The 25,733-nt window shown below is 65.8% G+C and carries 21 protein-coding genes; 8 read left to right on the plus strand and 13 right to left on the minus strand.

Annotated features, from left to right (window positions below):
• Positions 1-35 precede the first annotated feature (35 nt).
• The 9 genes from AC3A6F_RS08130 to AC3A6F_RS08170 all read right to left on the minus strand — a co-directional run bounded on the left by AC3A6F_RS08130 (position 36) and on the right by AC3A6F_RS08170 (position 11,223).
• Positions 36-440 carry a ribonucleotide reductase subunit alpha gene (locus tag AC3A6F_RS08130; RefSeq protein ID WP_487679610.1) on the minus strand — a complete coding sequence of 135 codons (405 nt, stop codon included), beginning with the start codon at positions 438-440 and terminating at the stop codon, positions 36-38.
• Positions 441-455: 15 nt separating this feature from the next.
• Entirely contained in the window at positions 456-1,208 is a 753-nt protein-coding gene (locus AC3A6F_RS08135; protein WP_487679611.1) for a peptidylprolyl isomerase, read from the minus strand.
• A gap of 11 nt (positions 1,209-1,219) precedes the next feature.
• On the minus strand, positions 1,220-1,903 hold the full coding sequence (narI, locus tag AC3A6F_RS08140) for a respiratory nitrate reductase subunit gamma (protein ID WP_487679614.1): 684 nt from the start codon (positions 1,901-1,903) through the stop codon (positions 1,220-1,222).
• Between the two features lie 13 nt (positions 1,904-1,916).
• Positions 1,917-2,576: a nitrate reductase molybdenum cofactor assembly chaperone gene (gene narJ / locus AC3A6F_RS08145; protein ID WP_123070171.1), complete on the minus strand. Its 660-nt coding sequence runs from the start codon at positions 2,574-2,576 to the stop codon at positions 1,917-1,919.
• A gap of 15 nt (positions 2,577-2,591) precedes the next feature.
• The gene (gene narH / locus AC3A6F_RS08150; protein ID WP_123070172.1) at positions 2,592-4,148 is read right to left on the minus strand and encodes a nitrate reductase subunit beta; all 1,557 of its coding nucleotides are present in this window, start codon (positions 4,146-4,148) and stop codon (positions 2,592-2,594) included.
• Positions 4,145-7,900 carry a nitrate reductase subunit alpha gene (locus AC3A6F_RS08155; RefSeq protein WP_487679616.1) on the minus strand — a complete coding sequence of 1,252 codons (3,756 nt, stop codon included), beginning with the start codon at positions 7,898-7,900 and terminating at the stop codon, positions 4,145-4,147. Before AC3A6F_RS08155 ends, narH begins: the two co-directional genes overlap by 4 nt.
• Positions 7,901-8,030: 130 nt before the next feature.
• A complete protein-coding gene (locus AC3A6F_RS08160; RefSeq protein ID WP_487679618.1) occupies positions 8,031-9,407 on the minus strand; it encodes a NarK family nitrate/nitrite MFS transporter in 1,377 nt (458 codons plus the stop codon).
• A 32-nt stretch (positions 9,408-9,439) separates the two neighbouring features.
• On the minus strand, positions 9,440-10,711 hold the full coding sequence (locus AC3A6F_RS08165) for an MFS transporter (RefSeq protein WP_487679620.1): 1,272 nt from the start codon (positions 10,709-10,711) through the stop codon (positions 9,440-9,442).
• 302 nt (positions 10,712-11,013) lie between these two features.
• A complete protein-coding gene (locus tag AC3A6F_RS08170) occupies positions 11,014-11,223 on the minus strand; it encodes a cold-shock protein (RefSeq protein ID WP_123070176.1) in 210 nt (69 codons plus the stop codon).
• Between the two features lie 311 nt (positions 11,224-11,534).
• Between AC3A6F_RS08170 and AC3A6F_RS08175 the strand changes: the two genes are divergently transcribed.
• Together AC3A6F_RS08175 and AC3A6F_RS08180 are read left to right on the plus strand one after the other, a co-directional pair.
• Entirely contained in the window at positions 11,535-12,677 is a 1,143-nt protein-coding gene (locus tag AC3A6F_RS08175) for an ATP-binding protein (protein ID WP_487679622.1), read from the plus strand.
• Between the two features lie 432 nt (positions 12,678-13,109).
• The gene (locus AC3A6F_RS08180; RefSeq protein WP_487679624.1) at positions 13,110-15,557 is read left to right on the plus strand and encodes an ATP-binding protein; all 2,448 of its coding nucleotides are present in this window, start codon (positions 13,110-13,112) and stop codon (positions 15,555-15,557) included.
• Between the two features lies 1 nt (position 15,558).
• On the opposite strand, the gene AC3A6F_RS08185 is transcribed toward AC3A6F_RS08180, so the two are convergent.
• The 3 genes from AC3A6F_RS08185 to AC3A6F_RS08195 are packed head-to-tail and all read right to left on the minus strand — an operon-like array spanning position 15,559 to position 18,885.
• Complete coding sequence (locus AC3A6F_RS08185) at positions 15,559-16,245, minus strand: response regulator (RefSeq protein ID WP_487679626.1); 687 nt, start codon at positions 16,243-16,245, stop codon at positions 15,559-15,561.
• A gap of 22 nt (positions 16,246-16,267) precedes the next feature.
• Positions 16,268-18,211 (minus strand): type IV pili methyl-accepting chemotaxis transducer N-terminal domain-containing protein, encoded by a 1,944-nt coding sequence (locus AC3A6F_RS08190; RefSeq protein WP_487679628.1) that lies wholly within the window; start codon positions 18,209-18,211, stop codon positions 16,268-16,270.
• A gap of 5 nt (positions 18,212-18,216) precedes the next feature.
• The gene (locus AC3A6F_RS08195; RefSeq protein ID WP_487679630.1) at positions 18,217-18,885 is read right to left on the minus strand and encodes a carbonic anhydrase; all 669 of its coding nucleotides are present in this window, start codon (positions 18,883-18,885) and stop codon (positions 18,217-18,219) included.
• A gap of 258 nt (positions 18,886-19,143) precedes the next feature.
• Here AC3A6F_RS08195 and AC3A6F_RS08200 point away from each other — a divergent pair, with 258 nt between their 5' ends.
• The 6 genes from AC3A6F_RS08200 to AC3A6F_RS08225 all read left to right on the plus strand — a co-directional run bounded on the left by AC3A6F_RS08200 (position 19,144) and on the right by AC3A6F_RS08225 (position 25,023).
• Positions 19,144-19,824, plus strand: coding sequence for a Crp/Fnr family transcriptional regulator (locus AC3A6F_RS08200; protein ID WP_487679670.1), 681 nt, complete (start codon positions 19,144-19,146; stop codon positions 19,822-19,824).
• Between the two features lie 37 nt (positions 19,825-19,861).
• Entirely contained in the window at positions 19,862-20,356 is a 495-nt protein-coding gene (locus tag AC3A6F_RS08205) for an RrF2 family transcriptional regulator (protein WP_487679632.1), read from the plus strand.
• Entirely contained in the window at positions 20,353-20,601 is a 249-nt protein-coding gene (locus AC3A6F_RS08210) for a DUF2249 domain-containing protein (RefSeq protein WP_487679634.1), read from the plus strand. Before AC3A6F_RS08205 ends, AC3A6F_RS08210 begins: the two co-directional genes overlap by 4 nt.
• A complete protein-coding gene (locus AC3A6F_RS08215; RefSeq protein WP_487679636.1) occupies positions 20,586-21,866 on the plus strand; it encodes a permease in 1,281 nt (426 codons plus the stop codon). The genes AC3A6F_RS08210 and AC3A6F_RS08215 overlap by 16 nt, the downstream gene beginning before the upstream one ends.
• A gap of 116 nt (positions 21,867-21,982) precedes the next feature.
• Positions 21,983-24,184, plus strand: coding sequence for an NADP-dependent malic enzyme (locus AC3A6F_RS08220; RefSeq protein ID WP_487679638.1), 2,202 nt, complete (start codon positions 21,983-21,985; stop codon positions 24,182-24,184).
• Positions 24,185-24,246: 62 nt separating this feature from the next.
• The gene (locus tag AC3A6F_RS08225; protein WP_487679640.1) at positions 24,247-25,023 is read left to right on the plus strand and encodes a sulfite exporter TauE/SafE family protein; all 777 of its coding nucleotides are present in this window, start codon (positions 24,247-24,249) and stop codon (positions 25,021-25,023) included.
• Here AC3A6F_RS08225 and AC3A6F_RS08230 read toward each other — a convergent pair.
• Complete coding sequence (locus AC3A6F_RS08230; RefSeq protein WP_487679642.1) at positions 25,020-25,649, minus strand: PEP-CTERM sorting domain-containing protein; 630 nt, start codon at positions 25,647-25,649, stop codon at positions 25,020-25,022. The two genes, AC3A6F_RS08225 and AC3A6F_RS08230, sit on opposite strands and share 4 nt — an antisense overlap.
• Positions 25,650-25,733: the final 84 nt, after the last annotated feature.

Consider the following 25,733-nt stretch of genomic DNA (forward strand, 5'->3'; position numbering starts at 1 on the left):
CCCGGGGTTCCGGGCGCATTGAACTGGTTCAAGGACTACGTGAGCCGCAGCACCTTGCCATCGGCATCGAACGCCGGGAAGCGTTCGATGGCGCCGCGGTGCACGGCATCGATCATCATCTTGAGCGCGCGTTCGACATCCGGAGCGGTGGGCTGGGCGCCGTCGATGCCCGGCAGGGCGGCGACGAAGGCGACGTCCCATGGCTGGCCGGTCTGCTGCGATTCGCGCGCCAGCGTGGCGAAGTCCGGCAGTTCGTCGACTGCCTTGTCGACGCACATCACGGGCGCCAGCGCGCCGCCCTGGCCGGCCTCGAAACGCTTCTTCTGGCCCGGTGTATGGTTGAGTGGCAGCTCGCGCGCGGCGAACACAAACAGCAGCCGTTGCGGCTCGTCCTGGGTGCGTGCGGCCAGGAGAAAATCGTTGAAGTCGGTGATCTGCATGGTCAAGTCGCCCCCTTACTGCACCAGCGGTGTGGCGGCGCCTTCGAGCGTGACGCCCTGGACGTCGGCGCGGCCCACCAGCAATTGCAGGTACTGGTGCACGCCGCGTTGCCAGGCCGCCGTAGCCAGGTAGTCGGCGATCCGCTCGCGCACCGCCTCGAACGGCAGCAGGTGGCCCGCGACCCGGCGCTGCACCTGCACGATGTGCAGGCCGAAGCGGGTCTCGACCGGGCGCTCGGCCAGCCGGCCTTGTTCAAGGCGGAACACGACAGCGTCGAATTCGGGCACGCACTGGCCGCGCGCCAGCTGGCCCAGGCTGCCGCCGACGGCGCCGGACGGGCAGTTCGAGTATTGGCGCGCCAGTTCGTCGAAGCGCTCCGGCGCCGCCTTGAGCGTCGCCAGCACCGCGTCCGCGGTCTCGCGCAGCAGTTCCAGCGGCGCGTTGGGCGTCACCTGGAACAGGATGTGGCGCGCCTCGACCAGTTCGCCGTTGGTGAACTGCTGTGGATTGGCGGCGTAGTAACGAGAGCAGGCGGCATCGTCGGCCTGCGGCACCTTTACTTCGCTGGCCAGCAGCGCTTCGATGCACGCGTCTTCGTCCTCGCCCAGCATGCACAGGCCGAGGCAGTCGGCTTCCTGCACCAGCAGGGTGCGCAGCACCACTTCGTGCACCGACTGCTTGAGCGGATTGTCGGCATGCTGGTGGTGCGCCAGCTCGCGTTCGATGACGTGGTCGTCGATGTCGACGCCGTTGACGGACAGTCCCATGATGCAGCTCCTTAACGTGGACGGACCAGCTGGAAGGCGCGGCCCAGGTAAGCCAATGCGCCGAAGCCGCTCCATACGTGCACCAGGCGGGTGAATGGGAAGATCACGAACAGCGACATGCCCATGAACAGGTGCAGCTTGAAGACGATCGGGGCCTCGGCCACATAGGACGCCGCGTCGCCGCGGAAGGTCACGATGTGCTGGGCCCAGCGCATCAGGCTGACCATGATCTCGCCGTCGAGGTGGTCGAAGGAAGTGAAGATCGAGCCCAGGCCCAGCAGCAGGGTGGCCAGGATCCACAGCAGCACGATCTTGTCCTTGAAGGTGGTGACGCGGCGCAGGCGGTCGGAGGTGAAGCGGCGCACCAGCAGCATGGTGATGCCCACCAGGCAGATCAGGCCCATCACGCCGCCGCCGGCCATGGCGACGATCTGCTTGGTGCTGTGGGCAATGCCCATGGTGTCCCATACCCAGACCGGGGTGAGCAGGCCGACGGCGTGGCCGAACAGCAGGCCAATGACGCCGATGTGGAATAGCGCCGAGCCCCAGCGCAGGCTGCCCCGGTGCAGCACCTGGGTCGATTCGGATTTCCAGCTGTACTGCTCGCGGTCGAAGCGGATCAGGCTACCGAGCAGGAAGATCGCCAGCGCGATATAGGGATAGATCCCGAAGAAGAATTGGTTCACGTAGTCCATGATGGTCTCCTGTTCAGGCGGATACCGGGGCGCGGTGCGCGCCTTGCGGGTAGAAGTTGATCGGTTGCGCGCCACCTGGCGCGTGCTTGAGGAGCGGCTCGACGCCATCGGCACCGGGGCCGAAGGTCTCGAGCGCCTCGTCCATGTCCTTGATCGGCGGCTCGGAGAGTTCCTCCGCCAGCACGGGGCTGAGCTGTTCCAGCACGTCGAACACGCAGGCGTAGACGTTGCCGTTGGCGGCCAGCTTGTTGCCGATATGGGCCAGCACGTGGACGGCGTCGCCCAGCAGCGGGCCGGCGTCAAGCTCGCCTTCGAGCTGGGACAGGAACTCGAGGAACAGCGGCACGAAGTCGGGCAGTTCGTCGCCCTCCATCTGCAGGCCATGCTTCTTGTATTCCTCCATCAGGTCGACCATGGCCTGTCCGCGGTCGCGCGACTCGCCGTGGATGTGCTCGAACAGGTGCAGCGAGTGCGAAGGCGTGCGGTCGAAGGTCTGCACGTAGTACTGCTGCAGCGTGATCAGGTCTTCGTTCGCCAAATGGGTCAGCAGCGGCCGCAGGGCGGCGCGCATGCCGGGCCTGGCGTCAAGGCCGGCTTCCATCTCGGGCAGCGCGGCGACCAGCTCCGGCTCGGGGTAGAGCAGCAGGGCGGAAAGGATGCGGTAGTGTTTCATGATGTGTCCCTTGTTTCAGGCCTGCTCGGCTTCTTTTTTCTTGCGCGACTTGGGCATCGAGACGAAGTGGGTCGAGCCCTGCTTCTTCTTGCCGAACAGGGAAGCGTCGCTGACCCCGTCCGAGCAGCCGTTACCGAACGAGAAACCGCAAGAGCCCTTGTCGTTGAAACTGTCCTCGGCCATCTCCTTGTGGCTGCTCGGGATCACGAAGCGGTCTTCGTAGTTGGCGATTGCCATGATGTGGTACATGTCCTCGACCACTTCCTGGGACAGGCCCACCTGGCCCAGCACCTTCAGGTCGGGCTGGCCATCGACTGTCTTTGCCCGCATATAGGCGCGCATCGCCAGCATGCGGTCCAGCGCGTGCACGATCGGCGCTTCCTTGCCGGCGGTGAGCAGGTTGGCGAGATAGCGCACCGGGATGCGCAGGCTGCGGGTGTCGGGCAGGATGCCGTTCATGCCCATCTTGCCGCTTTCGGCCGCGGCCTGGATCGGCGACAGCGGCGGGATGTACCACACCATCGGCAAGGTGCGGTATTCGGGATGCAGCGGGAAGGCGATCTTCCACTCGACCGCCATCTTGTACACCGGCGAGCGCTTGGCCGACTCCAGCCACGCGTCCGGGATGCCCTGGCGGCGTGCTTCGGCGATCACCTCGGGGTCGTGCGGGTCGAGGAACAGGCCGAGCTGCGATTCGTACAGGTCCTGTTCGTCGGCCACCGAGGCAGCGGCCTCGATCTTGTCGGCGTCGTACAGCAGCACACCCAGGTAGCGGATGCGGCCCACGCAGGTTTCGGAGCACACGGTCGGCTGGCCGGCCTCGATGCGGGGATAGCAGAAGGTGCACTTCTCTGCCTTGCCCGACGACCAATTGTAGTAGATCTTCTTGTATGGGCAACCCGAGATGCACATGCGCCAACCGCGGCACTTGTCCTGGTCGATCAGCACGATGCCGTCGTCCTCGCGCTTGTAGACCGAGCCCGATGGGCACGAGGCTACGCAGGCCGGATTGAGGCAATGCTCGCACAGGCGCGGCAGGTACATCATGAAGGTGTTCTCGAAGGTCGAGTACATCTCTTTCTGCACGTTGTCGAACAGCTTGTCCTTGCTGCGCTTGGCGAACTCGCCGCCCAGGTCATCTTCCCAGTTCGGGCCCCATTCGATCTTGTCCATCTTCTTGCCGGTCAGGACCGACACCGGACGCGCGGTGGGCGGGGTTTCGCTCAGGGGCGCGTTCTGCAGGCGCTCGTAGTCATAGGTGAACGGTTCGTAGTACTCGTCGATCGCCGGCAGGTTGGGGTTGGCGAAGATGTTCGCCAGGATTTTCAGGCGCGAGCCTTGGCGCGGCTCGATCCTGCCCGCCGCATTGCGCTTCCAGCCACCGTTCCACTTGTCCTGGTTTTCCCATTCCTTCGGATAGCCGATGCCCGGCTTGGTCTCGACGTTGTTGAACCAGGCGTATTCCACGCCATCGCGGCTGGTCCAGACGTTCTTGCAGGTCACCGAGCAGGTGTGGCAACCGATGCATTTGTCCAGGTTCAGGACCATCCCGATTTGTGCTCTGATCTTCATGCTTGACTCCTGTTGTTCTCAACCGCCTCTGGCCGTGCCTTGATGCCGGGATCGCCGTTCGGACGCGACTCGTCGCGCGCGCCCTCCATCCACTCCACATCGCGCATCTTGCGCACCAGGACGAATTCGTCGCGGTTCGAGCCGACCGTGCCGTAGTAGTTGAAGCCGTACGACAGCTGGGCATAGCCGCCGATCATGTGGGTCGGCTTGGTGACGGCGCGGGTGACCGAGTTATGGATACCGCCGCGTTTCTTGGAGAGCTCGGCGCCCGGCACGTTCACGATCTTTTCCTGGGCGTGGTACATCAGGGTCATGCCCTCGGGGACGCGCTGGCTCACCACGGCGCGCGCGGTCAGCGTGCCGTTGACGTTGAACACCTCGATCCAGTCGTTGTCCTCGATCCCGGCATTCTTCGCGTCGATTTCCGACAGCCACACGTGGGGGCCGCCGCGCGACAGGGTCAGCATCCGCATATTGTCCGAATAGGTGGAGTGGATGCCCCACTTCTGGTGCGGCGTGATGAAGTTCAGCGCGATCTCCTTGTTGCCGTTCGGACGTGCATTCAGCAGCGCGTCGGTGGTCTTGGTATCGATCGCGGCCTTGTACACGCACAGTCCCTCGCCGAAGTCGCGCATCCAGGCGTGGTCCTGGTAGAACTGCTGGCGGCCGGTGAGGGTGCGCCATGGGATCAGTTCATGGACGTTGGTGTAGCAGGCGTTGTAGCTGACTTCCTCGCTTTCCAGGCCCGACCAGGTGGGCGACGAGATGATCTTGCGCGGCTGCGCCTGGATGTCGCGGAAGCGGATGCTGTCGTGCTCGCGCGGGATGGCCAGGTGGGTGTGATCGCGCCCCGTCATCTTCGACAGCGCATCCCAGGCCTTCACCGCCACGTGGCCATTGGTCTCGGGCGCCAGCGACAGGATCATCTCGGCGGCGTCGATCGCGGTGTCCAGGCGCGGCTGGCCCTTCGACACGCCATCGGCCAGCACCGTGCGGTTGATGCCGCGCAGGACGTCGACTTCGTGGCCGGTCTTCCAGCCGATGCCCTTGCCGCCGTTGCCCACTTTCTCGAGCAGCGGTCCGACCGAGGTGAATTTTTTATAGACGTCCGCGTAGTTGCGCTCGACCACGGTCATGCTCGGCATGGTCTTGCCCGGGATCGGTTCGCACTCGCCGGCGCGCCAGTCCTTCGGATCGAAGGGTTGGCCCAGTTCGCCCGGGGTGTCGTGCATCAGCGGCGTGAGCACCAGGTCTTTCTGGATGCCCAGGTGGGCGCCGCCGATCTCGGAGAACTTGGCGGCAATGCCCTTGTAGATCTCCCAGTCCGACTTCGATTCCCACAGCGGCTGCACGGCTTCGGACAGCGGATGGATGAAGGGGTGCATGTCCGAGGTGTTCAGGTCGTCCTTCTCGTACCAGGTGGCGGTCGGCAGCACGATGTCGCCGTACAGGCAGGTAGTGGACATGCGGAAGTCGAGTACCACCAGCAGGTCGAGCTTTCCTTCGGCGGCAGGGCGGACCTTGACGTCGCGCGGCTTGACGCAATCGTCTTCGTCGCTCATCAGGGCGTTCTGGGTGCCGAGCAGGTACTTCAGGAAGTACTCGTGGCCCTTGCCCGAGCTGCCCAGGATGTTGGAGCGCCACACGAACATATTGCGCGGGAAGTTCTTTGGATTGTCCGGGTCGTCGCAGGACAGATTCAGCTTGCCGGCCTTGATCTGGTCGACGGCGTACTTGACGGGATCCTCGCCCGCGCTTTCGGCGGCCTTGACGACGTCGAGCGGATTGGTCTCGAGCTGCGGCGCCGATGGCAACCAGCCCATGCGCTCGGCCTTGGCGTTGTAGTCGAGCAGGGACATCTCGGCCCGTTCGCCGTCGGCAGTCGGGCACAGGATCTCGGACGTGTTCAGCTTCTCGTGGCGCCACTGGCTGGTGTGGGCGTAGAAGAACGAGGTCGAGTTCATCTGGCGCGATGGACGGTTCCAGTCCAGCGCGAAGGCCAGCGGGGTCCAGCCGGTTTGTGGACGCAGCTTTTCCTGGCCCACGTAGTGCGACCAGCCGCCGCCGCTCTGGCCGATGCAGCCGCACATCATCAGCATATTGATGATGCCGCGGTAGGTCATGTCCATGTGATACCAGTGGTTCAGGGCGGCGCCCACGATCACCATCGACTTGCCGCGGGTGCGGTCGGCGTTGTCGGCGAACTCGCGCGCCACCGTGATCACATCAAGCGCTTTGACGCCGGTATGCTTGACCTGCCATGCCGGGGTATAGGGCAGGTCGTCGTCATAGCTCTTCGGGGTATTCGGGCAGATGCCGCGGTCGACGCCGTAGTTGGCCATCGACAGGTCGAACACGGTGGTGACCAGGGCTTGCGTGCCGTCGGCCAGGGTGACCTTTTTCACCGGCACCTTGCGCTCGAGGAGGTCGTCGGCATCCTTGCCGCCGAAGTAGGGGAAACCGACACTGACGATGTCGTCGTGCGCGTCCAGCAGCGACAGCTGCGGATCGATGGCGGCGCGCGAGCTGCCGTCCTTCTGCTCCAGGTTCCACTTGCCGGTCTCGCCCCAGCGGAAGCCGATCGAGCCGCTCGGGGCGACGATCTTGCCCGTGGACTGGTCGAGCACCAGGGTTTTCCACTCGGGGTTATTGGTCTCGTCGAGGTTGTTGGCCAGGTGCGAGGCGCGCAGGAAGTAGTCGGGCACCAGCCGGCCGTCTTTTTCCTTGAGCATGACCAGCATCGGGAAGTCGGTGTACTGCTTGGCGTATTCATTGAAGTACGCCGATTTGCCGGTGGCGTGGTATTCCTTCATGATGACGTGGCCCATGGCCATCGCCAGCGCGGCGTCGGTGCCCTGTTTCGGGGCCAGCCAGATGTCGCCGAACTTGGCCATCTCGCCAAAGTCCGAGGACACGGCCACGGTCTTGGTGCCCTTGTAGCGCACCTCGGTATAGAAGTGGGCGTCCGGGGTGCGGGTCATCGGCACGTTGGAACCCCACACCATCAGGTAGGTCGAGTTGTACCAGTCGGCCGATTCCGGCACGTCGGTCTGTTCGCCCCAGACTTGCGGGCTGGCCGGCGGCAGGTCGCAGTACCAGTCGTAGAAGCTCATGGCCACGCCGCCGATCAGGCTCAGGTAGCGGGTGCCTGCGGCATAGCTCACCATCGACATGGCGGGGATCGGCGAGAAGCCGATGATGCGGTCAGGCCCGTACTCCTTGATCGTATGGGCGTTGGCGGCGGCGATCATCTCGTTGACGTCGTCCCATTTGGCGCGCACGAAGCCGCCCTGGCCGCGGATCGACTTGTAGCTGCGCGCACGCTCCGGATCCTGGCTGACCCAGGCCCAGGCCTGGACCGGATCCATGGTCTTGCGCGCTTCTCGCCACATCTGCATCAGGCGGCCGCGCACCATCGGGTGCTTGACGCGCTGGGCCGAGTAGACATACCACGAGTAGCTGGCGCCGCGTGGGCAGCCGCGCGGTTCGTGGTTGGGCAGGTCGGGACGGGTGCGCGGGTAATCGGTCTGCTGGGTTTCCCAGGTGATCAGGCCGTTTTTGACATAGACCTTCCAGCTGCACGAGCCGGTGCAGTTGACGCCGTGCGTCGAGCGCACGATCTTGTCGTGCTGCCAGCGCTGGCGATAGGCGTTTTCCCAGGTGCGGTCTTCCTCGACCACGGCCCCATGGCCGTTCGAGAAGGTTTGCTTCGGTTTGCCGAAAAAATTCAGGCGGTCCAGAAAGTGACTCATGATTTCTCCATTGGTGCGTACAGCCTGGAACCAGTGTAGGTTTGCGCTGCGACGCCGGGTATTCGCAGGAAGTCGGTCGGTGCCGTTGCATCGGGACTAGACCGACTAGTCCTTTCGATCTAATGAAAAACTAGCAAGGCATCTCGGCGCCCTTGCGCGAGTAGTACCACCAGGTGATCGCGATGCAGGTCGCGTAGAAGCCGATGAAGCACCACAGGGCCGCGCCCGGGCTGCCGGTGAGGGCGATCGAGGTGCCGTAGCTCTTGGGGATGAAGAAGGCGCCATAGGCCGCCACCGCCGAGGTGAAGCCCAGCACGGCAGCGGCTTCCTTGTTGGCGTTGACGACTGCCTGCTGCTGCACGGCCTCGGGCTTGCCCTTGGCGGCGCGCTGGTGCAGGGTCAGGAAGATCACCGGGATCATGCGGAAGGTCGAGGCGTTGCCCACGCCGGTGCAGGCGAACAGCACCATGAACATCCAGAAGAAGCCCCAGAAATTCCCCGCATTGCCTTGCAGCGGCAGGAATTGCAGGACGCCGATCACGGCGCCGATCATGGCCACGAAGGTCCACAGGGTGACCACCGCGCCGCCCAATTTATCGGAGATCCAGCCGCCGGCCACGCGCGCCAGGGCGCCGACCAGCGGACCGAGGAAGGCGTACTGCAGCGGGTCGACTTGCGGGAACAGGGTGGTCGTCAGCAGCGGGAAGGCGGCCGAATAGCCGATGAAGGAACCGAAGGTGCCCACGTACAGCCAGCACATCAGCCAATTATGCTTGCGCCGGAAGATCACGGCCTGCTCGGCGAACGAGGCCTTGGCCGATGCCAGGTCGTTCATGCCGAACCAGGCGGCCAGCGCGGTCAGGGCGATGAAGGGCACCCAGATGAAGCCGGCGTTCTGCAGCCACATCTCCTTGACCACGCCGGCCTTGGTCCAGGTCTGCGGGTCGCCGCCGAAGACGGCGGCGGTGATCACCAGCGGCACCACGAACTGCACCGCCGACACACCCAGGTTGCCGAGGCCGGCGTTCATGCCGAGGGCGTAACCCTTTTGCGCCTTGGGGAAGAAGAAGCTGATGTTCGCCATCGACGAGGCGAAGTTGCCGCCGCCGAAGCCGCACAGCAGGGCCAGCACCAGCATGGTGGGATATCCGGTGGACGGGTCCTGCACCGCATAGCCGATGCCGATCGCCGGCAGCAGCAGCGAGGCCGTGGAGATGGCGGTCCATTTGCGCCCGCCGAAGATCGGCACCATGAAGGAATAGAAGATGCGCAGCGTGGCGCCGGACAGGCCGGGCACGGCGGCCAGCCAGAACAGCTGGTTGGTGCTGTAGGTGAAGCCGATGTTCGGCAGGTTGACCACGACCACGCTCCAGACCATCCAGACCGCGAACGCCAGCATCAGGGCCGGGATCGAGATCCAGAGGTTGCGGTTGGCGGTGGCCTTGCCCTGGCTTTGCCAGAAGGCGGGAACCTCGGGTTCCCAGGTCGAGATGAGATAGCGGCTCACGTTGTTCTCCAGATGGTTTTAGTAGGGTGATGTCAGGCCGCGCGCTTGAGCGGGGCCGCCTGGGCCGCCGGGGTGTCCTGGCGGCCGGGCTTGAACGAGAAGTGCATCCACACCAGCGAGACGCAGACGGTCCCGTAGAGCAGCATGAAGGAGCTGGAACGGATGCCGGTGAGGTCCACCACGGCGCCGAACATGATCGGCAGGATGAAGCCGCCCAGGCCGCCGGCCAGGCCAACCACGCCCGAGACGGCGCCGATGTTGTCGGTGAAGTCGTCCGAGATGAACTTGAAGACCGAGGCCTTGCCGATGGCCATGGCGACGCCGACCACGAACAGCAGCGCGGTGAACAGGATCGGACCGAGGCCGATGTCCAGGCCCATGCTGCCCTCGACGGTCTGGATCGTCATGCTGGTCTGCGGATACGAGAGGATGAAGAAGCACACCCAGCACACCCACATCACCCACCAGGTGACTTTATAGGCGCCGTATTTATCCGAGATCCAGCCGCCCAGCGCGCGCAGCACGCCGCCCGGCAGCGAGAAGCAGGCGGCCAGCAGGGCGGCCAGCTTGAGGTCGAAGCCGTATTCGCCGACGTAGTATTTGGTCATCCACAGGGCCAGGGCCACGTAGCCGCCGAACACCACCGAGTAGTACTGGCAGTAGCGCCACACGCGCGGGTCTTTCAGCACCTTCATTTGCTGGGCGAAGGTGACGCCGGTGGGCGCCTTGTGGGCAGGATCGGAGTAGGAGCAGAACCAGAACAGCAGGGCGGTGCCCAGCATCAGGGCCGCGTAGGCGTGGGGCAGGGCCTGCCAGCCCCACGCCGCGATGATGGCCGGGGCCACGAACTTGGTCAGGGCCGAGCCGGAATTGCCAGCGCCGAATACACCCATCGCGAAGCCGCGCCGCTCCTGCTTGAACCAGCGCGCGACGTAGGGCGTGCCGACCGAGAACGAGCCGCCGGCCAGGCCGACGAACAGGCCGCAGACGAGGAAGTGCCAGAACTCGGTGGCGTAGCCGATCATCCAGATCGGCAGCACGGAGGCCAGCATCAGCAGGAAGAACACGATGCGCCCGCCATGGCGGTCGGTCCAGATCCCGAGCGGCACCCGGATCAGGGAGCCGGTGAGGACCGGTGTGGCGACCAGCAGGCCGAATTCGGTTTCATTGAGGCCGAGCTGGGCCTTGATCGGGATGCCCAGCACGGCGAACATCATCCAGATGGCGAAGCAGATCGTGAAGGCGAAGGTGCTGCTCACCAGGACCGCGAGCGGCCGCCGGTCGTGGCGTTCATTGGTTCCCATATTGTTCTCCTTGGGTGGGGGGACGGTCGCCACCAAGGTTAGGGATTGCGGACGTGCGCGGCCATTCGCCACAGGTGGGCTGGCGGGAGCAATAACGACCTAGGGAAGGTCGGCCGGATGGGCTATGGGGCGGGAGGGAAACTAGACACTCGGGAGTACGGCCGGTTTACGCCCGGAGTAACAATGCGATGGGCGGCGCCATGCAAAAAGCCCGCCAGAAGGCGGGCTTTCAGGTGCTTGCAGCCTGCGGCAGCCTCGCCCACGCTATCTGCGTGGTGCGCGCCGCCGCCGGGTTGTTCAGATCAGATGGCGAGGATGTTTCCTGCTTTATCGCCTTTAGGTCCGGTCGAGCGCACGAAGGACACGCGCTGGTTTTCGGACAGGCTCTTGAAACCTTCGGATTGAATATCCTGGAAATGCGCGAATAAATCGGCGCCGCCTGCATCAGGAGCGATGAAGCCGAAGCCCTTGGAATCGTTGAACCATTTTACGGTGCCGGTTTGGGTAGTCATTTGATATTTCCTTTTGCATTAAATTGAGCAAGATTGCTCGGATGCACATTCGACCAAGAAAAGGTGTAACGGGAGGGAATCAAACGGGACTGCCAAACGGCGAGACTGGAGAGAAAATCCAACAATAACAACGACTTGATGTAGTGCAGAAATGAAAGATACACGACTTCAGTGGAATGTCCTAATTGTTTCTGAATTTAATTGACCGATAAATGATGAGTGGCATTTACGCAAATCTACGGTGGCTGATATGATGAAAAAGTCTGGAGCGATGCGATTGGCGCAACGCCGGGAAAATGGAAAGAATAATAATGACAAAACACCGGCTCGCCGATTTTATTCGCGATAATCTGGAACCTATCCTGCAGGCCTGGGAAGATTTTGCGCGCACCATCGAGCCGCCCGCACTAACCATGGACGACGTCGAATTGCGCGACCACGCCAGGCAGATGCTGCAGGCCTTCGCCAAAGACCTGGCGCAGCCACAGGACGAGGCCGAACGCAGCGCCAGATCGCGCGGCCTCGGCAAGCGCGAGCGCGCCGATACCGCAGCCGAAGTCCACGCCGAAGCGCGCCTCATCTCCGGTTACACGGTGGTGCAGCTGGTGTCCGAGTACCGCGCGCTGCGCTCGAGCGTGCTCACCTTGTGGGCGGCGGATGTCGCGGCCGGGCAGCCAACCGATATGGAAGACGTCAATCGCTTCAATGAGGCGGTCGACCAGGCGCTGGCCGAATCGGTCGCGCGTTACCAGGCCATGGTCAAGCAGTCTCAGAACATGTTCCTGGCCATTCTCGGGCACGACCTGCGCAACCCGCTCGGCACGATCGTCACCGGCGCCAGCTTCGTCATGCAGGCGCATGACATTCCGCCGAAATACGTGCTGGTCGCGACGCGGATGTTCAACAGCGCCAAGCGCATGAGCAAACTGATCAACGATCTGATCGATTTCACGCGCACCCACCTGGGGCCGGGAATCCCGATCAAGGCAAGGGAAGGTAATTTGCTGAAGGTATGTGAAGAAGTGGTCGAAGAACTGCGCACCTTCCATCCCGAGAAGCTGATCGACTTCCAGGCGCCGACCCAGCTCGAAGCGGTATTCGACGACAGCCGCATCGCCCAGGTGCTGTCCAACCTGATCGGCAACGCCCTGCAATACGGCGCCCCGGAGGCGCCGGTCGAGGTGCGCGTGAGGGACTCCGATGACGCGGTCGTGGTCGCGGTCAATAACCGCGGTCCCTTGATCCCTCCCGACAAGCTGGCCGGCATCTTCGATCCCCTGGTGCGAATCGCGTCAAGCGTCAATACCGATTACACCGAGCGCACCAGCCTCGGCATTGGCTTGTTCATCTCGCGCGAGATCGTCCAGGCGCACGGCGGTCAACTGACCGTCGCCTCGACCGCGGACGACGGTACCACATTCACCATCACGCTGCCGCGACGCCAGGGCGCGTGAGCGCGCGCCGGGCGAGCGCTGCCGAGCCGTCGGCGACCCGCGCCGACGAGTCGGCGATCAGTCCCTTGATTTCCCTGGCCGCCGAGGCCGTCGATGACGTTGGTGATGGCGCCGATGCGGTCGGCTGAGGCGCAGATGGCGTTTATCGTCGCCACCACCTGGCAGACCACGGCGCCGCCTGCCTGGCGATGCCGGACAGGCCCTGGGCTGGCTAAAGGTTGATCTATATGAAATCTAGATACTTTTGGGAAATATTTGGCACGAAAAAGCAGCGCGTAGCAATATCGGGTCGCAGCTGACGGAGCAGGCGGGTGCTTGCCGATGCGACAACTGTATCCTGTTCCTGTACTATTCCTCGCGGTATTGGCCATTGGGCCACTTTCTTAATTTCCGCACCAATCGATGAACACAGCCGTATTACGCCAGACAGGGATGAGCGAGCAGCAATGGCGTGATTCGCCGCTGGGCGACCCGTGCGAATGGCCCTCTGCGCTGCGCCTGGCCGCGGCGCTGGTCCTCGAATCCCCGGCCCCGATGTGGCTGGCCTGGGGCGATGCGCTGGCGCTGCTCGCCAACGACGCCTGCGGCGCCTTGCTGCCGTCGACCGGCGCCCGGCGGCCCGGCGCCCCGGCTGCCAAAGCCTGGGGCGAGGCCTGGAATGCGCTGCGGCCGGCGGCCTTGCATGCGCTCGATGGCCGGGGCAGCCGCGTCGATGAACTGGAGCTGCGTGGCGCCGGCGGCCTCGCGCCCGCCTGGGCGACGTTCGCGTTCGCACCTCTGCGCGACGACGCCGGTCGCGTGCAGGGCCTGCTGTGCACGGTGCAGGACGTGAGCGCGACGGTCGCCGCCCGGCGCAGCCTGCGCGAGAGCGAGGCCGCCGCCGCGCGCGGTACCGCGCAGACGATGGAGACGGCGGAGCGTTACCGGCTTGCGCTGCTGTCGACCAATGACGCCATCTGGGACTGGAATATGGCCGACGGCCACGTGATCTGGAACCAGGCGGTTCAGACGCTGTTCGGCCACCAGTTCGACGCGACCAGCGCCAACTGGTGGCTCGAGCACATCCACCCCGAGGACCGGCCGCGCATCGACAGCACCATCCACGCGGTGATCGACAGCCAGGGCAGCAGCTGGTCGGGCGAGTACCGTTTCCAGCGCGCCGACGGCAGCTATGCCGAGATATTCGACCGTGGCACGGTGCTGCGCGACGCCGAAGGCCGCGCGCGGCGCATGATCGGCGCCATGCTCGACCTGAGCGAGCAGCGGGCGACCCGGGCGGCGCTGCAGGAAAGCGAGCGCCTGTTCCGCACCCTGTTCGAATCGATCGACGAGGGCTTCTGCGTGATCGAGTTCCTGGACGGCCCCCATGGCCCGCTGAACGACTACGTGCACGTCCTGGCAAACCCCGCCTATGCGGCTAACGCCGGCATCGATGACGTGGTCGGGAAGAAGGTCAGGGACCTGGTGCCGCAGGAGGCCGAGGGCTGGATCGAGATCTACCGTCAGGTGCTGGTCAGTGGCCAGCCGCTGCGCTTCGAGCGCGCGCTCGAACACACCGGGCGCTTCCTCGAGCTGGCGGCGCTGCGCATCGAGCCGCCCGAACGGCGCCAGGTCGCCGTGCTGTTCCAGGACATCACCGAGCGGCACCGCGCCGAGGTGGCGCTGCGCGACATGAACGACACCCTCGAGCGGCGCGTGGCGAGCGAACTGGAACGCCACGCGCGCATGGAAGAAGCGCTGCGCCAATCGCAGAAGATGGAGGCGGTCGGCCAGCTCACCGGCGGCATCGCGCACGATTTCAACAATATGCTGGCGGTGGTGTCGAACGCGATGGAGCTGCTCGGCCGGCGCCTGGGCGAGGGCGATGAGCGCGCCCTGCATTACGTGGGAATCGCCAAGGGCGGCGTGCGGCGTGCGGCCCAGCTGACGCAGCGGCTGCTGGCCTTCTCGCGCCAGCAGCCGCTGCAGCCGGAATCATTCTCCGCCAACGACCTGGTGGCGGGCATGTCGGAGCTGATCCGACATTCGCTCGGCGGCAGCATCCGCGTCGAGCTGGAACTGGGCGGCGCTCCCTGGCTGCTGCACGCCGACCATAACCAGCTGGAGCATGCGATCCTGAACCTGGCGGTGAACGCACGCGATGCGATGGAGCACGGCGGCAAGTTGCTGATCCAGACCGCCAACCGCGTGCTCGACCGGTTCGACTTCGTGGAGCTGGGCGATGCCGCGCCGGCCGACTACGTGATGATCGCGGTGGCCGACACCGGCGCCGGCATGCCGCGCGACGTGCTGGCCAAGGCCTTCGAGCCCTTCTTCACCACCAAGGAAGTGGGGCGCGGCACGGGGCTCGGCCTGAGCCAGGTGTATGGCTTCGTCAAGCAATCCGGCGGCCAGGTGCGCATCGAGTCCACGCCCGGCGCGGGCACGCGGGTCGAACTATACCTGCCGCGCCACCTTGAGGCAGGCAGCACGGCCGCGCAGCCGGCGGCGGCGCCGGACATCGTCCGCGCGCGCGCCGGCGAAGTGGTCCTGGTGGTGGACGACGAGGCGGCGGTGCGCAGCCTGTCGGCCGAGATGCTGCAGATGCTGGGCTACGCGGTGCACGTGGCGGATGGCGCGGCGGCGGCCTTGCGCCTGCTCGACGCGCATCCCGACATTGCGCTGCTGTTCACCGACGTGCTGATGCCCGAACTCGACGGTCGCCAGCTCGCCGCCCGCGCCCTGCAGCGGCGGCCCGGCCTGCCGGTGCTGTTCACCAGCGGGCATACGCGCGACGTGGAGGCGGTCGAGGGCATGCTGGTGCGGGCGTGGACCTTGGCCAAGCCGTTCACGCTGGCCCAACTGGCGAACCAGGTGAAGATGGCGCTCGACGGCCAGTGAGCTAGTCGCGCCGCTCCTGCCCCGACTGCAAGCCATGCTCCACCGCGAACACCGCCGCTTGCACCCGGCTCGACAGCCCGAGCTTCTTGAGGATGTTCTGGACGTGGATCTTGACCGTGCTTTCGGCCAGGTCCAGGGCGCGCGCGATCACCTTGTTGCTCTCGCCGCGTGCCAGGCAGGCCAGGATCTCGCGCTCGCGTGGGGTGAGCTTGTCCAGTTCCGACACCGCTGCAGGCGCCCTGGCTGCGCCGCCTCGCTGCACGTGGGCGAACAGCTTGCCGGCCAGCGATTCGGCCAGCACCGATTCGCCGGCGGCCGCGCGTTCCACGGCACGGGTCAGGTAATCGGCATCGATGTTCTTGAGCAGGTAGCCGCGCGCGCCGGCTTGCAGGGCCGCTGCCAGGTCCTCGGCTTCCTCAGACACGGTCAGCATCAGCACCGCGGCGCCGGGCCGGTCCTGCAGCATCAGCTGCAGGGTCTCGATGCCCGACATGCCGGGCATGTTCAGGTCGAGCAGGACGACGTCGGGCTTGAGCTGCAGGGCGCGCTTGACGCCATCGACCCCGTCGGCGGCTTCTCCCACCACGTTGAAACGCGGATTGCGCTGCAACAGCGAGCGCACGCCGCTGCGAAACAGGGTATGGTCGTCCACCAGCAGCACGCTGATCGTTTCGGCTTCACTAGGCATTCAATCTCCCTTTCATATTGATTCAGGCGGCGCGGCGCTGCGCCTGCGCGAGCCGGAGCCGGACCGTGGTCCCGGCGCCCGGCGTCGATTCGATCTCGAGGCTGGCGCCGATGCGGCCGGCGCGCTCGCCCATGATGTGCAGCCCCACGTGGCCGCCGTCGGCGTCCGGCTTCGCGCCGGCGTCGAAGCCGGCGCCGTCATCTTTCACGTTCACCAGGTAGTCATCGCCGTCGTCGACCCGCACTTCCACGCGGCTGGCGCGGGCGTGCTTGCGCACGTTCGACAGCGCTTCCTGGACGATGAACAGGATCTGCAGCTGCGCCTCGCGCTCGATCGGCGGGCCGCCCTTGCCGTGCACCGAGAACGCAGTGTCGACGCCGGCCTGGTCCGCGAACTTGCGCACCGTCTTGTGCAGGGCCGCGTTCAGGTCTTCTTCCGCCAGCCGGCTGCGGAAGTTCAGCAGCAGCTCGCGCACGTCTTCGTAGCTTTCCTGGACCCCGGCGCGCAGCAGCGGCACGATCTCCGCCGCCTCGGCAGCGCGTCCCGCGGCGAGCGAGGTTTCCAGCATCTGCACCTGCAGGTTGAGGAAGTTCAGGCCTTGCGCGATGCTGTCGTGCAGGCCGCGCGCGACCAGGTTGCGTTCTTCCGAGATCGCCATCTCGCGCTCGCGCGCCGCCAGCCGCATGTTCTCGATCGCCACCCCGACCAGCTTGGCCAAGGTCTCGAGCAGGGCCTGTTCGCGCTCGCTGAAGCTGCGCCCCTGCATGAAGTGAAGGCTGAACAGGCCGACGTGCTGGTCTTGCGCGTGGATCTGGAACACCGAAATGGTCGCAAAACCTTCGCGGCTGCAGGCCAGGGGGCCCACCTGCGGCATGTCTTCCAGCCTGTGTACCACAGAGATCTTCCTGGCCGCCGCTTCGCCGCACAGGCAGTCGCCGATCTTCATGCAGCGCTCGGCCTCGGCCATCTCGCTGGACAGGCCGTCGTGCACCACCATATGCATGTTCTCGTTGGCCGGGTCGACGATGCGCACGGTGCTGCCAGCCGCGCCGAAATAAGCCGCGATGCGCGACAGGAAGCCGCTGCACATGGTTGCCAAAGTGTGGCGCTGCTGCAGGAAGGCGGCGCAGTCGTACAGCAGTGCCAGTTCGCGGTTCTTGTCTTCGAGGCTTGCGGTCTTGCGCCGCACCTCGTCTTCGAGATTGCAATACAGGTGCTGCAGGCGGTCGGCCATTTCGTTGAAGCCGCTCGACAGCTGGCCGAATTCGTCGCGGCTCTCGACGTCCAGGCGCACCCCGAAGTCGCTGCCTGCCATGCTGCGCATGCCTTCGCGCAGCCGCATCACGGGCGCGATGATCATTGCGAACATCAGGTAGACCAGGGCCACCGTACCGCCGATCGCCAGCGCGACCAGCACCAGCTGCGAGGCGCGCAGCCAGAAGGTGCGCAGTTCGTTGTCGCGTTCGATCAGGTTGACCAGGCGGTCGAGATCGGCCACGTAGTCTTCTAGCTGGTCGTCGAACAGGCGCAGCGCCTCGATGCGAGCGGGCCCTTCCAATTGCAGCACCTGGCGCGCGCTGGGGCGCACCTGGCCGCCCCAGCGCCGCGCCACGTCGAGGAAGGCGCCGTGGATCGCCGGCGTCGGCGGCAATCCCAGCGGACGCTGAGGATCGCCGCGTTCGAGCAGCAGCAGGGTCGCTTCGATGGTGGCGATCTGGCGTTCCACGCGCGCATAGGCGTCGATGACGGGCGCCTCCTGCGTGCGCGGCAGGGCCAGCGCCAGCCGGTAGTTGTGGCGGCGCAGGCTGCCGGTCTCGTTGATCGCGGCCGCCGCCCCTTCGAGCTGCCACGACAGCCACAGGGTGGCGCCGATTGCGGCCAGGGCCAGCAGCAGGAAGCCGATCAGGGCGCCGACGATCTTGGTGGACAGGCGTTGGAAGGGGGCGAGGGCGGAGTAGGCTGGCATGCGGTTCAGGCGGCGTGCGTCACGTTCACCGCGACGGGATCGAGTATGGGCAGGAATTCCTGCTTGCGCGCCGAGTAGGCGAGCAGGGTGCCGGCGGCAAGGTCGAAATACCAGCCGTGCATGGCTAGTGTACCAGCCTCGACGCGGCGGCGGACCCACGGATAGGTCAACAGGTTGTCGAGCGAATGCAGGATGCTGGCCAGTTCGGCCGCTCGGCACTGCTCGTCGGCGTGCTTGTGGTGCAGTTCGCGCAGCACGTCGCGCCGCACCGGTTCGGCCAGCCGCATCCAGCGCGCGACGAAGCCGGTCTGCTCCGCCTCTTCGCTGATGCGTGCGCCCGACATCAGGGCGCGTATCCCGCCGCAGCGCGCGTGGCCGAGCACGATGATGCGCGCCACCTCCAGGCCGCACACCGCGAACTCGATGGCCGAACTGACGCCCGGCGGGGCGTCCGGGGCGCACGGCGGCACCAGGTTGGCGATATTGCGCACCACGAAGATGTCGCCCGGATCGCAGCCGGTGAGCAGCGCCGGATCGACCCGCGCATCGCAGCAGCCGATGACCAGGGTGCGCGGATGCTGGCCCTGGCGCAGGCTGTCGAGCGCGGTGGGCTCCTTCAGGTATTGCTCCTGGAAGCGGCTGAAGCCGCGGATGAATTTTTCGATGTCCTGCATGTCGGCCTCCGGTTGGCCCCATTGTAGGCAGGGGCGGCTTCGGCGGCAGTCGGCATGACGACGTACGGTTTCTAGGTCAAATTGACTATTTGCACAGCTAGCTCGGCCGTTTTTGATCCACATCAAGTTTTTGTTTAGTCAACGAATTGTAGGATGCGGCATGCGCAATCGCTGCTTTGGAGCGAATGCGCTTTCCGGTGCGCCGGATGTTCCAGGCGCCCCCGTTTCGTTCGTTTCCACGGGCTACGCCCTGAATTTATCGTGAGCCGACACCGCATCGCACCCCGCCAGTTCCTGGCAACCCTGCCCCTGTTCGCCGACCTCTCGTCCGAACAGCTCGACATGCTCGCGCAAGCGACCACCGAGCTGCACGTGCCGCGCGGCCGCGTGGTCGTCGAACGCGGCGAATCCTGCAGCGGCCTGCACGCCGTGATCTACGGCGACGTCAAGCTTTCCATCGTCTCGAGCGAAGGCGACGAGAAGGTGGTCGAACTGATCGGCCCCGGCCAGAGCTTCGGCGAGGCGCCGCTGTTCATGGAGCGGCCCTATATGACCCAGGCCGAAACGCTGGCCGACAGCATGCTGCTGCACATCTCGAAGCACGCGATCTACGCCCAGATCGAGCGCAATCCCGGCTTCTCGCGGCGCCTGCTGGCGTCGATGAGCCGGCGCCTGCACGGCCTGATCTCGGACGTCGAATCCTATACCCTGCGCAGCGGCAGCCAGCGCATCGTCAGCTACCTGCTCAAGGACGATCCGGCGCAGGGCGCCGAGGTGACGCTGGCGGCGCGCAAGAAGATGATCGCGTCGCGCTTGTCGCTGTCGCCCGAATACTTTTCGCGCGTGCTGCACGACATGGCCCACCGCGGCATGGTCGGCATCGCCGGGCGCAGCATCACCATCCTCGACATCGAGCGCCTGCGTGCCTACGAAGGCTGACGCCGCGCCGTCATCAACCAACCACGAAGGCGTTCATATGTACATGCAGCTGACCGAATTCACCGACAACGCCCTGCGCCTGCTGGTCTACCTGGGCAACCACCGCGAGCGGATCGCGACCATCAACGAGATCGCCGAGCGCTACGGCATCTCGCGCCACCACCTGGCCAAGGTGTCTTGCGTGCTGGCCGCGTCGGGCCTGATCGAGACTTCGCGCGGCCGCCTGGGCGGGATGCGCCTGGCCGGCGCGCCGCGCGACATCCGCCTGGGCGAAGTCGTGCGCTGCACCGAGCGCGGCCTGGCGCGTGGTGCGCGCGGCGGTCCGGACGGCGAGCGGCCGCCATGCCGCCAGCCTGACGACCGCCTGCAGCAATCGCTGGCGGTGGCCACCGCCGCCTATCTGGCCGAACTCAATCGCGTGACCCTGGCCGACCTCATTCCCGGCGGCGGGGAGGCTCACGGCGAGATGCCGGGCTGGCTGGCCACGAATGCCTGGCGCTGGCAGCACTCGACACTCGAGGAGGGGGCATGAACGCGATCATCGCCGACACGATCCGCATCGACGTCTCGGCGCTGGCGGCGCCCGAACCGATGGAACGCATCCTCGATGCGCTTGCCGCGCTGCCGCCGGGCGCCCGGCTGCAGGTGCTGATCCACCGCGAGCCGTTCCCGCTGTACGAGATCCTCGACCGGCGCGGCTGGGAACACCGCACCACGCGCCGGCCGGACGCCCGCTACGACCTCGTGATCGAAGCGATGGCATGCAGCGCGCACTGAGCTACGCGGCGATGCCCGCGCTGCGGGTGCCGCTGCCGTTCATGCTGGCGGCGCCGTGCTTCGCGCTGGCGGCGGCGCTGCTGCTGGTGTGGCACGGCGAAGCGGCGCTGGTCTTGCGCTGGACCCCGGTCACGCTCTGCATGACCCACCTGGTGGTGCTGGGTTTCCTGACCATGACGATCGTGGGCGCGCTGTTCCAGCTGTTGCCGGTGACGGCGGGCGTGGCGGTGCCGCTGGCGCGGCAGGTGGCGGTCTTTTGCTGGTGCGCGCTGGCGCTGGGCACGGCCGTACTAGCCGCGGCGCTCGGCCTGAGCCTGGGCGCGACGGCGTTTCACCTCGCGGCGGGCCTGCTGGGCAGCGCCGGATTCGTGTTCCTGAGCGCGATCGGGGCCGCCATCGCGCGTCCGGTGCCGGCGGGCGCGAAGCCGCTGGTGGAAGGCGTGCGCTACGCGGCGGCGGCGCTGGCGATCACGATCGCGATCGGCGCCGCGCTGGCGCTCTACCTGGGCGGAGTGGGAAGCCTCAACGCGCCGCTGCTCACCGACATCCACGCCACCTGGGGCCTGGTCGGCTGGGTGATCGTGCTGACGGCGACCGTGTCGTTCCAGGTGGTCCCGATGTTCCAGGGTACGGCCACCTATCCGCGTCTGCTCGAGACCTGGCTGCCTCCGCTGGTGTTCGCGCTGCTGTTTGGCTGGAGTGCGGCGACGCTGTTCGACGCCGGCTGGTGGGCCCTGGCCTGCGAGATCGGCATCGGCGCGCTTCTGCTGCACTATGCGGTCACCACGGTGGCCTGGCTAGGGCGCCGCAAGCGCAAGCCGGATACCGGGACCCGTTACTGGCTGCTCGCGATGGGCAGCCTGCTGCTGGCGGCGCTGCTGCATTTCATTCCGTTCGAGCTGGCCTTCGATTCGGTGGATGCGCTGCCCCTGCTCACCGGCGTGCTCGTGATCGTGGGCTGCGCAATTTCGGCGGTGAACGGCATGCTGTACAAGATCGTGCCCTTCCTGGTCTGGTACCACCTGGCCCACGACGAGCGTCTGCCGCGCGAACGCATCCCCAAGATGTCGGCGGTGCTGGGCGAGGCGCAGGCCGCGCGCCAGTGGCGCTGGCATCTTGCCGGGCTGGCGCTGCTGGTGCTGGCCTGCCTGTTCCCCGCCGTGCTGGCGCGGCCCGCGGGCCTGTTCCTGATGGTGTCCTTGCTACTGCTGGCGCGCGACGTCGCCGGCGCGGCGCTGCTGTACGTACGCCTGCGCGGCGCATAAAACAGCACGACCGTACGTAACCGCGTCCACACGCGATGGTGTCGCTTCGGCTAGAATGTTTGCCCATGAATGGAAGGCCGCCTTCCACGCCGCGACATCCAAGTTATAGGAAGACCATGAGTACCGATAGTAATCTGAACGAAGCCCAGAACACCCAGTTGCGCATCGACGCGCTCGAATACCATCGCAGCCCGACCCGCGGCAAGATCGAAGTGGTGGCCACCAAGCCGCTGTCGAACCAGCGCGACCTGTCGCTGGCCTACTCGCCGGGCGTGGCCTACGCCTGCGAGGAAATCGCCGCCGACCCGGCGACCGCTTTCGATTACACCTCGCGCGGCAACCTGGTGGCCGTGATCTCGAACGGCACCGCGGTGCTGGGTCTCGGTAACATCGGCCCGCTGGCATCGAAGCCGGTCATGGAAGGCAAGGGCTGCCTGTTCAAGAAATTCGCCGGCGTCGACGTGTTCGACCTGGAACTGGACGAACTGGATCCGGACAAGCTGGTCGACGCCATTGCCATGCTCGAGCCGACCGTGGGCGGCATCAACCTGGAAGACATCAAGGCGCCGGAATGCTTCTACATCGAGAAGAAGCTGCGCGAACGCATGAACATCCCGGTCTTCCACGACGACCAGCACGGCACCGCGATCATCTCGACCGCCGCGCTGCTCAATGCGCTGAAGGTGGTGGGCAAGGACATCGGCCAGATCAAGCTGGTGGCCTCGGGCGCCGGCGCGGCGGCCATCGCCTGCCTGGACATGATGGTGCTGCTGGGCGTGAAGCAGTCGAACATCTACGTCACCGACTCGAAGGGCGTGATCTGGCAGGGTCGCGAAGCGAATATGGAAGCCAACAAGGCGCGCTATGCGCAGGCGACCGATGCGCGCACCCTGGGCGACATCGTCAAGGATGCCGACGTGTTCCTGGGCTGCTCGACCGCCGGCGTCTTGAGCGCCGAGATGGTCAAGACCATGGCCGACAAGCCGGTGATCCTGGCCCTGGCCAATCCTGAACCTGAAATCCGTCCTGAGGTGGCCAAGGCCGCGCGTCCGGACGTCATCATCGCCACCGGCCGTTCGGACTATCCGAACCAGGTCAACAACGTGCTGTGCTTCCCTTACATCTTCCGCGGCGCGCTGGACTGCGGCGCGACCCGCATTACCGACGAGATGAAGCTGGCCTGCGTGACCGCGATCGCCGAACTGGCCGAGGCCGAGGCGAGCGACGTGGTGGCGCTGGCCTACGAAGGCCAGGACCTGACCTTCGGTCCTGAATACATCATCCCGAAGCCGTTCGATCCGCGCCTGCTGGCGGCGATCGCACCGCGCGTGGCGCAAGCGGCCGCCGATTCTGGCGTGGCGACCCGCCCGATCGCCGACATGGACGCCTACCGCGACAAGCTGGGCGAGATGATCTACCACACCGGTTTCTTCATGAAGCCCGTGTTCAACAAGGCGCGCGCCAATGTGCGCAAGGTCGCCTACGCCGAAGCGAACGAGCCACGCGTGCTGCGCGCGGTGCAGGCGGTGGTGGACGAGGGCATCGCCCAGCCGGTGCTGATCGGCGACGAGACCGCGATCGCGCGCGCCGTCAAGCAGGCCGGCCTGCGCCTGCAGGCTGGCGTGGACTACACGGTCATCGCGGCGGAGCTTGATACGACGCTGCAAGGCACGCGCCTGCTGAAGTCGGGCCAGGTCGACGCCCTGATCTGCGGCATGACCGGCAGCTATGACAGCCACCTGGAACATGTCAGGAACGAGATCGGCGTGGCGCCGGGCGCCGAAGTGCTGGCCGCGATGAACGCGCTGGTGCTCGACAAGCTGACCCTGTTCATCACCGACACCTACGTCAACGAGACCCCGAGCGCCCAGGAACTGGCGGCGATCACCCGCCTGGCGGCCGAGGCCCTGCAGCACTTCGGCCTGGAGCCGAAGGCGGCGCTGCTGTCGCACTCCTCGCAGGGTTCGTCCGAGCGTCCGTCGGCGCGCCGCATGCGTGAAGCCCGCGCGCTGCTGGCCGAGCAGTCCCCCGAACTGGCGGTGGTCGGCGAGATCCACGGCGACGCCGCGCTGTCGCAGGAAATCCGCGACATCTACGGTATCGACGCTGGCTACACGGGCAGCGCCAACCTGCTGGTGATGCCGTCGCTGGACGCGGCCAACATCCTGTTCAATGTGCTCAAGGTCGCGAGCGGCAAGGGCGTGACGGTGGGTCCGATCCTGCTGGGCGCGGCCAAGTCGGTGCACATCCTGAGCCCGAGCGCCACCGTGCGCCGCATCGTCAACATGACGGCGCTGGCGGCGGCGCAGGTCGTCTAAGGCGTTAACCCTTTCCATTCGACGGCCCCTTGCGAGGGGCCGTCGCGTTTTTGGCTTAGTCTATGATTTCCGTGATCGACCTCGCATTGAACTTCGGCCTGGGCGCCTCGCTCGGCATCGCCGGCGGCATGCTGGGCATCGGCGGCGGCCTGATTGCCATTCCGGTGCTGGGCCTGTTGTATGGCATGAACCAGCACCTGGCCCAGGGCACGGCGCTGGTGATGATCGCGCCGAACGTGGCGATCGGCTTCTGGCGCTATCACCAGAAGCACCCGGTCGACCTGCGCTCGGTCGGCGTGGCCGGCCTGTGCTCGATCGGGACCGCCTGGCTGGCGGCGCGCTTCGCGGTGGCGATCGACGCCCAGGTGCTGCACTACGCCTTCGCGCTGTTCCTGCTGGCGCTGGCGCTGTACTTCGGCTGGCCATCGCGGCGCAAGACCGGCGCGCCGTTGCCGCCCGCGAGGGAGGTGCCGCGCCGGCTGATGCCGGCGATCGGCATCGCCAGCGGCGCGGTGTCGGGCTTCTTCACCATCGGCGGCGGCATGGTGGTGGTGCCGGCGCTGGTGAGCCTGTTCAAGATGCCGCAGACGCGCGCCCAGGGCATGGCCCTGGCGCTGGTGGTGCCGGGCGCCTTCGTGGCGCTGGCCACCTATGGCCATAGCGGCGCGGTCGACTGGCAGGTGGGCCTGCCGCTGGCGCTGGGCGGCGTACTGACCGTGTCGTGGGGCGTGCACCTGGCGCATACCCTGCCGCCACGGCTGTTGCGGGTGGCGTTCAGCTCGGTGCTGCTGGCGGCCGCCGTCACCATGCTGGTGACTGGCGGCGCGCCAGCCGGCTAGACCGCCCAGGCCCGGCGGCGGCGCAACGCCAGTCCCGTCGCCCCGATCGCGAGCAGCGCCAGCGTAGCTGGTTCCGGCACCTCGTTCGGTCCCACGTATCGCGGGACGATTCGGAACACGTGATCCTGATAGCCGCCGTTAAAATCGAGCCACTGCTCATAGCCGGGGTCCAGGGCCCCTGCGGAGACGGTGCCTCGGTGGGCGCCTGCGAAATCGTAGAAGCCGGGGCCGTCTTCAGTAACCCGGTATATCGAAGTTTTGTAATGGGCAGTGTAATAGAGGATGCCCGATGGGTCGGATGCGAACCTGATGCTGAACGATGTGTACTGGTCGCCACCAAAGTTGCTGTAGATGCGGAAATTAGTCGGGCCGTCGCGTAAGAAATGGGTGCTCACTTCGGTGATCTCGGTGCTCCCTTCGGAATGCTCCGGCGATATGCGCATTTCGAACGGCTCGCCGACTCCCTGGATCGGTAGTCCGAACCTGAAATCGGCGATGGACCCATCGGTATCGTGCTGCACGAAGTACCCCGTCAGCGGGCCTTTGAAATTGTATTGCACGTATCCCGCCCATGCGGGCAGCGCACACAGCAGCCCTGCAACGAGCCCAATCACGTTCTTGATCATGTTGTCTCTCCCTGGTTAAATGGAAACCGGGCAGGGAGCAAGTAACGTGCCAAAAAATTAAACTGATTGTGATCAAGTACTTGG

This window comes from Massilia sp. Soil_C_3, from assembly GCF_057657035.1.